9 protein-coding genes are annotated in these 6,929 nt (G+C 65.3%); 2 read left to right on the forward strand and 7 right to left on the reverse strand.

The genetic code is table 11. From position 1 onward, the window contains the following. From H8B02_RS43690 to H8B02_RS43720, 7 genes are all read right to left on the reverse strand, one after another. Window positions 1–477: hypothetical protein (locus tag H8B02_RS43690; RefSeq protein ID WP_229171969.1), on the reverse strand; the 477-nt coding region annotated here is incomplete at its 3' end. A gap of 107 nt (window positions 478–584) precedes the next feature. Next, window positions 585–1,517, reverse strand: coding sequence for a MerR family transcriptional regulator (locus H8B02_RS43695; protein WP_229171970.1), 933 nt, complete (start codon window positions 1,515–1,517; stop codon window positions 585–587). 74 nt (window positions 1,518–1,591) lie between these two features. Continuing rightward, entirely contained in the window at window positions 1,592–2,359 is a 768-nt protein-coding gene (pgeF, locus tag H8B02_RS43700) for a peptidoglycan editing factor PgeF (protein ID WP_229171971.1), read from the reverse strand. Beyond that, window positions 2,356–3,414, reverse strand: a complete 1,059-nt coding sequence (locus H8B02_RS43705; protein WP_229171975.1) for a class I SAM-dependent methyltransferase — start codon at window positions 3,412–3,414, stop codon at window positions 2,356–2,358. The genes pgeF and H8B02_RS43705 overlap by 4 nt, the downstream gene beginning before the upstream one ends. Before the next feature lie 84 nt (window positions 3,415–3,498). Next, window positions 3,499–4,341, reverse strand: coding sequence for a prolipoprotein diacylglyceryl transferase (gene lgt, locus H8B02_RS43710; RefSeq protein ID WP_212313401.1), 843 nt, complete (start codon window positions 4,339–4,341; stop codon window positions 3,499–3,501). Window positions 4,342–4,436: 95 nt separating this feature from the next. After that, window positions 4,437–4,847, reverse strand: a complete 411-nt coding sequence (locus tag H8B02_RS43715) for a GNAT family N-acetyltransferase (RefSeq protein ID WP_229171972.1) — start codon at window positions 4,845–4,847, stop codon at window positions 4,437–4,439. Between the two features lie 16 nt (window positions 4,848–4,863). Beyond that, window positions 4,864–5,595, reverse strand: coding sequence for a dienelactone hydrolase family protein (locus tag H8B02_RS43720; RefSeq protein ID WP_229171973.1), 732 nt, complete (start codon window positions 5,593–5,595; stop codon window positions 4,864–4,866). Between the two features lie 178 nt (window positions 5,596–5,773). Here H8B02_RS43720 and H8B02_RS43725 point away from each other — a divergent pair, with 178 nt between their 5' ends. Both H8B02_RS43725 and H8B02_RS43730 read left to right on the forward strand, forming a co-directional pair. Continuing rightward, window positions 5,774–6,034, forward strand: a complete 261-nt coding sequence (locus H8B02_RS43725) for an accessory factor UbiK family protein (RefSeq protein WP_038388183.1) — start codon at window positions 5,774–5,776, stop codon at window positions 6,032–6,034. Window positions 6,035–6,301: 267 nt separating this feature from the next. Further along, window positions 6,302–6,929: 50S ribosomal protein L25/general stress protein Ctc (locus tag H8B02_RS43730; RefSeq protein WP_229171974.1), on the forward strand; the 628-nt coding region annotated here is incomplete at its 3' end.

A 6,929-nucleotide genomic window follows, 5' to 3' on the forward strand; every position in this document is an offset into this window, starting at 1 on the left:
GAGGCCGGCCTGGGCGATCTTGCGTAGCACCAGATCGTCGGCGGCGGCCCAGGCGTCGCGGCCGGCCTTGCCGGCGGGCTCTTCGCCGGACAGCCGGAGCGCCCGTTGCTGGTTGCTGTCGTAGACGTCCCAGACCCACGCGATCATGGTGCGGCCGCGCACCACCTGCGCCGACAGATAGCTGCGCACGCGATAGGCCGCGGTGCCCTGGCGCGACACGATCGACAGGCTGCGCAGCTTCGATTCGCTGTCGAGCACGCCGACCATGCGGTCGAAGACCTGCGGCGGCGGACCGTCGATTGATTCGAACGCGACGGTTGCGCCGCCGCTCGCAGGCGTCGCCATTGCGTAGGAGTAGGCCACGTTGTCGCCGGCCGCGCATCCGCCAAGTGCGCAGCCAATCGCCAGCCATGTGGCTGTGATCGCGGCACGCACGACTGTCCCAGTTTGAAACTGGTGGTTTGACGCTTCCCTCATTGCGTCCTGCGATATCGTTAAAACGGCTTAACGTCTAGGGCAGGACGGCCACAGCACTTAACAGTCGACCGGTCGAGCGCCGCGCGGGGACAGGATCGAATTCCTCGTCAGTCAGCGAGATGATGCCGCATGGCATCGACGATCCAGGCCCATTCCCGGTTTGGGCTGCTGTCGGGCCGCTGCCCCCGCATGATAGCGACCAACTCCCAATAGCGTGCGGCGCGGTCGTCATGCTGGGCGTATTTGGCGCGAAGCCAGTTGCGGAAATCCAGGTCGGGCTGCCGGCCCATCAATCGGGCCGAGGCTTCCAGCCATTGTCGCGCGATCGCGCTGCCGGTGTCAGACGTTGGTTCGAGCCCGTCGTCGATCGCCTGCTTTGCCTCGCGCACAATGGCGTCGCTTGCAGCCCGGCAGGCCTCCATATCGAAGGCGTCGCGATCCCAGGCGTCGCTGGCGTTCGCGCGCATTTTGGCGATGAAGGAGGGGTCGTTGAGGATCGACGACAGCTCGATCCAGGCATCGCATTGCTCGGGTGTCGGATCATCGGGCAGTTCGGGCACCGTCGTCTCGATCATCTGCCGGACCCATTTCCGGTCGATGTTGATGCCGTCGGAAACTTTCTCGAAAAAGCGTTCGACGACGTTACGGCGCTCGGTGCGGGACAGCTGCGTCATCGTCAGGAATCTCCTCAAATCTGCTTCGGTGAGTTGCGGCGAACGCAACGCCGCCCGCAGGGCCGAGGCGACGCGGCGCTGCGCCGCGATCTCCGCTTCCAGCGTTTCGAGGCGGAGCTTCAGCGCCTCGACCAGCGAGAGCTCCTTGGTCAGGACCTCACTAATCGCGTCGAGACCGAGCCCCGCATCGCGCAGGCAACGGATCAGGTCGAGGCGAACCAGTTCGTCGTCGGTGAAGACGCGATAGCCGCTCGCGGTGCGGCCGGCCGGCGGCAGCAACCCCTGGTCCGAATAGAAGCGGAGCCTGCGGACGGAAATCCCGCTGAGCCGCGCCGCCTCGCCGATGCTGTAGGTGCGTTGTGTCATGCGCCGCTTGTCCGGTCTCCAGCAGGTGGAGAGTCAAGACGCTTGTCGCACAAAAACGGTAGAGGCGCCCGGCGTCAGCCTTCCAGCGTGATGGCGTGAACGTGACGGCCGTAATCGCCTTCCTTGCGGTGCACGGAGCGGCGGTAGCTGAAACAGCGCTCGTCGGAATAGGTGTCGATACCGAGGTCGTCGATCATCAGCACGCCGGCATTTTCCAGCCGCATCCGGATGAAGCCGGCGAGATCGAACATCGCGTGGCAGTCGCGTTCGGCTGGCAGGAAGAACATGCCGTTCTCGGCATCGGCCTCGATGAAGCGTTCGACGAATTCGTTTCCGACCTCGTAGGACTCCTTGCGGATCAGCGGGCCGATGGCGGCGACGATGCCGCCACGCTCGGCGCCGAGCTTTTCCATCGCATCGATGGTCGATTCCAGCACGCCGGTCAGCGCGCCCTTCCAGCCGGCATGCGCCGCGCCGATCACGCGCGCATTGGGGTCGACGAACAGGATCGGGCCGCAATCGGCCGTTGTGACCGATATCGCAAGCCCTTCGGTGCGTGTGACGAGCGCGTCCGCCTTCGGGCGCGCCGCGCCGTTCCATGGTCCGGTCACCGCCACGACGTCAGGCGAGTGCACCTGGTGCACGCTGATGAAGTGATCGAGCGGCACGCCGAGCTGCTCCGCCATCCGCCGCCGGTTCTCGGCGACCTTGGCTGGATCGTCGTGCGAGCCGAGCCCGCCGTTGAGGCCGGCATAGATACCCTCGGAGACGCCGCCCTCGCGCGAGAAGAAGGCGTGGCGCAGGCCCGGAATGGCCGACAGCAGCGGTGATCCCAATGTCATTGTTCGGTCTCGTCAGGCTGATCGCTGAGGCCAGCGATCGAGGTGAGGTGCGGATCGGAGATGGCCATGACCTTGAACATCGAGCCCATCCCGCCGCGTCCGGAATCGGTCAGGCGTTTCAGCGCACCGGCAATGTCGGCGGAGACCTCGGGTGAAGCTTTCGCCATCAGTCCGGCGGCACGGGCCTCGACGCCGAGGCGCTTGAGGAAGTCGCCCTGCGTCGCCGGCCCGTGGACGCGCGCGCCGACATCCCCGGCGGCCCGCGCCAGGGCCTGAAAATCGACATGCGCCGTCACGTCGGCCTGTCCCGGGTTCTTCAGCGGGTCGGCGAAGCTGTGGCGCGCGATCGCCTGGAAGGTGTCGCCGGCGTCGCTGCGCAGATGGCCGTAATCGATGATCAGCGCGGCGCCGTCCTGGTCGCGCAGGCGCGTTGCGAGCTTCATGATCTCGCTGTCAGGTCGCCATTCGAACACCGCGCCGAGCGGCGCGGCGCGCACCAGAGGCGGCAGCAGCACCTCGAAATGCGGTGTCGGTTCGGGCGCGGGAGCGAAATACAGATTGCCATTGGCATCCATCCCGACCGAGCGCTCGTGCCAGCCTGTCTCGCGGCGGACCATCTGGTGGATCGGCAGCACGTCGAAATATTCGTTGGCGAGGATCACCGCCGGCCCCTCCGGCACGTCGTCGATACTGTCGTGCCAGGTGACGTTGCGCACGCCGGTCAGCGTGGCGTGCTGCTTCTCCCGCAGCACCGGATTGACCTCGACGAGGTGGATGCTGAGCGACTGGTACAGCGGCGGCAGCACGCGCAGCGCACGCAGCGCATCCGACATCATGGTGCCGCGGCCGGGCCCGAGCTCGATCAGGCGGAGCGTGTCCGGCGAGCCGATCGCGCGCCAGATCGAGGCGCTCCACAGCCCGAGCAGTTCGCCGAACATCTGGCTGACCTCGGGCGCCGTGGTGAAATCGCCCTCGCGGCCGAGCGGATCGCGCGACAAATAGTAGCCGTAGCGCGGATGCATCAGGCACAGTTCCATGTAGCGCCAGACCGGCATCGGCCCGGACAGCTTGATCAGCTTCCTGATCTCATCCAGCAGTGGGGAGGGTTCGCTCACGGCCTTCCTTGGCTTGCACTTGCTCTACGTTGAACTCGGCGCCGGCCCGTTCGCCCTGCGGCGGATGGCGGCCGTGATGATGATAGCGCCCACGATGATCATTGGCACCGACAGCAGCATCCCCATGGTTAATCCGCCCCACAGGAATCCGAGCTGCGGATCGGGCTCCCTGAAATGCTCGCCGATGATCCGGGCAATGCCGTAGATCGCAATGAAGCTGCCGAGGATCAGGCCGGGCCGCTTGAGCGCCCCCATCCGGATCATGATCGCCAGCGCCGTGAACAGCACGATGCCCTCGAGTCCGGCCTCGTAGAGCTGGCTCGGATGGCGCGGCAGCGGTCCGCCATTGGGGAAGATCATGGCCCAGGGCAGGCTTGGATCGGCGTGACGGCCCCACAATTCGCTGTTGATGAAATTGGCGAGCCGGCCGAGGAACAGCCCGATCGGCGCGACCGCGGTGGTGATGTCGCCAAGCGACAGGATCGGGATGTTGTTGCGGCGGGCAAACAGCATCACCGCGGCGACGCAGCCGAGGAAGCCGCCGTGGAACGACATGCCGCCCTTCCACAATTCCAGGATCTCGGACGGGTGCGCGATGAAGAAGGGCAGGTTGTAGAACAGCACGTAGCCGGTGCGGCCGCCGACGATGATGCCGATGGTGACCCAGAGGATGAAATCGTCGAGCTGCGGCAGCGTGATCGGCGCCGGGCCGCCCCACAGCCGCTGCTTCTTGATCAGCGAGCGGGCGTAGATCCAGCCCAGCACGATGCCGACGATATAGGCCAGCGCATACCAGCGGATCACGATCGGCCCGAGCGCGAGCGCGACGGGGTTGAACACCGGAAAGTCGATCAGCAGGAACGGCATCGGGATCAGAGCGCTTTCGTGTAGACGGCGTAGGGCACGCCATGAATGGGCGGAGCGTCGTGCACCTTGCTGAAGCCCATCCTGAGATACATCGGCTAGGCGACCGTCATGATGGGGCTCGTGTGAAGCGCAATGGTCCGGCACCGGTCGCGCCGCGCCCTGGCGAGGCATTCCGATGTCAACGCATGCCCGAGTCCCTTGCCCCTGTCGACTGTGTCGACGCGGTCGACCACCAGCATGCGAATGACCGGCCATGCCTGATCGAAGAATGCGGCCTTTTTGACGCCGGGCCCAAAATAGCCGACCGCGCCGGCAAGTCGGTCGCCGAGCTCGGCGACGATGATCTCGCCGCCGGAACTCAATTCAGAAGTTTTTGACAGGCCGGCTCGCATCGCCGGCCAGTCGTCGAAGGCGTCGCGGAATTGCTCGAAGGCTGTCACCGCAAGCCGGTTCACCTCATAGGCGTCGGAGCTTCGGTAGTCTCGAATGCGCGCGGCCTCCGCCATCCGTTTTCTTTGGGCCTCAGATCAGGTTGCGGCGATAGAGCGCGAGCAGCCGCTCCCAATGGCGTTCGGCGGCGTCGCGGTCGTAGACCGGGCGCTTGGGGAAGGCGAAGCCGTGATGGGTGCCGGGATAGATCTCGACCTCGTTGTTCGAGCCCTTCATGCCCGTCTTCACCTGCTCGATGATCTCCGCCGGCGCGTAGATGTCGGTCTCGGCGCAGGCGAAATAGAGCTCGGCCTTGGTCTTCTGCGCGGCGAGGTGCGGGCTGTCGGGCTGGTCGGTTGCCAGATGCGTGCCGTAGACCGAGGCCGCGGCCTTGACGCGATCGGCGAAATGCGTCGCCGCGTTCACGGCATAGCGGCCGCTCATGCAGTAGCCGACGGTGCCGATGATCCTGGTGTTGGCGGCCTTCTGCGTCTCGGCATAGGAGAGCAGGCCCTTGGTGTCTTCCATGACCAGCGGGATGTTGAGCGAGTGCATCAGCTCGAACATGCGCTTGCGCTCGGGCGATTCCGGATCGGGATTGATCGGGCCGAGCTCCATCGCGCCGGAGCGGTAATACATGTTGGGCAGCATCACATAGTAGCCTGACGTGCCGAGCCGGCGCGCCATGTCGCGCAGCTCCTCGCGGATACCGGGCGCATCCATGTAGAAGATGACGACGGGGAAGGGGCCGCCGCGCTCGGGATGGGTGATGAAGGTGGTGGTCTTGCCGTCCTTGGTCGGGATCTCGACGGTCTGCTCGATCATGGCGTTTCTGCTCGCGTTATGTGTGCGATTTCTGTTGTGAGTTCATACGATTGCAAGGAAACCGGAGCATGACAAGGCAAGCGCCCGGGAGGTCTGCCATTCGCGGCGGACTTGAACCGGATGGCGGGGATCGCCATTGTCTTTTGCGCAAGCCAGTGAATTCGGAGAGTTTTGCCAGATGACCCAGACCAGCAACCGGTTTTTCGATGAGATCGGCCGTCTGATGAACGATGCCGCGGGCGCTGCCCAGGGCGTCAAGCGTGAGGTCGACACGGTCATGCGCAACCAGGCCGAACGGATCCTGCGCGACCTCGATGTGGTCAAGCGCGAGGAGTTCGACGCGGTCAAGGACATGGCCCGCCTGGCGCGCGAGGAGAATGAGGCGCTGAAGGCGAGGATCGCCGCGCTGGAAGCCAAGTTGGGCGGTTCAGCCGGTTGACGGACGCCGCGTAGCCCGGATGGAGCGAAGCGCAATCCGGGGGCTGGCCCCGCTGAGGCGGTAGCCCCGGATTTCGCTTCGCTCCATTCGGGCTACGATCCTCCCTCGGTAAACCGAAGAAAAATCCCTTCATTTCCTTGTCATTTCGGCCCTTTGGGGCTAAAAGCCCGCCACGTCCGCGGCCCCCGCACCCCTGGAGGCTTGCTGTGGACCTGAGCATGGGCCGCGCTGCGGCCTTTAACTTTTTAAATACAAGGACTTAACGCTATGGCGACCGTCAAGGAATTGAAGGCGACCGCGCGTCCGAAGAGCGGCAAGGGGGCCGCCCGGGCAGAGCGTCGCGCCGGGAGAGTTCCCGGAGTGATCTACGGAGACAACCAGCCCCCCGTTACCATCTCGGTCGACGATCGTGAACTGCGCCAGCGCATCCTGGCGGGCCGGTTCCTGACCACGATCTATGACATCGACCTCGAGGGCAAGAAGCACCGCGTGATTCCGCGCGACTTCCACCTCGACCCGGTGAAGGACTTCCCGCTCCATGTCGACTTCATGCGGCTCGGCGAAGGCGCGACCATCCGCGTCAGCGTGCCGCTGCACGTCGTGAACGCGGAAACCGCCCCCGGCATCAAGCGCGGCGGCACCGTGAACATCGTCACCCACGCGCTCGACCTCGAGTGCGCGGTCGACAACATTCCGCAATACATCGAAGTCGACGTCGGCAGCCTCGAGATCAGCTACTCGCTGCATCTCTCCGAGGTCACGCTGCCCAAGGGCGTGAAGTCGCTGACCCGCGAGGACGCGACGCTGGTCACCATCGTGCCGCCGTCCGGCTACGCCGAAGAGCAGAAGGCCGCGGCTGCGGCGGCTGCTGGTGGCGCTGCTCCGGCCGCGGGTG

Origin of the sequence: Bradyrhizobium altum (assembly GCF_020889705.1) — a bacterium.
Lineage (GTDB): Bacteria > Pseudomonadota > Alphaproteobacteria > Rhizobiales > Xanthobacteraceae > Bradyrhizobium > Bradyrhizobium altum.

Bases quoted from the DNA above. Each gene is read 5' to 3' on its own strand.
- H8B02_RS43705 (WP_229171975.1), bottom strand. From the start codon at position 3,414: ATGCCGGTCTGGCGCTACATGGAACTGTGCCTGATGCATCCGCGCTAC.
- H8B02_RS43695 (WP_229171970.1), bottom strand. From the start codon at position 1,517: ATGACACAACGCACCTACAGCATCGGCGAGGCGGCGCGGCTCAGCGGG.
- lgt (WP_212313401.1), bottom strand. From the start codon at position 4,341: ATGCCGTTCCTGCTGATCGACTTTCCGGTGTTCAACCCCGTCGCGCTC.
- H8B02_RS43715 (WP_229171972.1), bottom strand. From the start codon at position 4,847: ATGGCGGAGGCCGCGCGCATTCGAGACTACCGAAGCTCCGACGCCTAT.
- pgeF (WP_229171971.1), bottom strand. From the start codon at position 2,359: ATGACATTGGGATCACCGCTGCTGTCGGCCATTCCGGGCCTGCGCCAC.
- H8B02_RS43720 (WP_229171973.1), bottom strand. From the start codon at position 5,595: ATGATCGAGCAGACCGTCGAGATCCCGACCAAGGACGGCAAGACCACC.
- H8B02_RS43725 (WP_038388183.1), top strand. From the start codon at position 5,774: ATGACCCAGACCAGCAACCGGTTTTTCGATGAGATCGGCCGTCTGATG.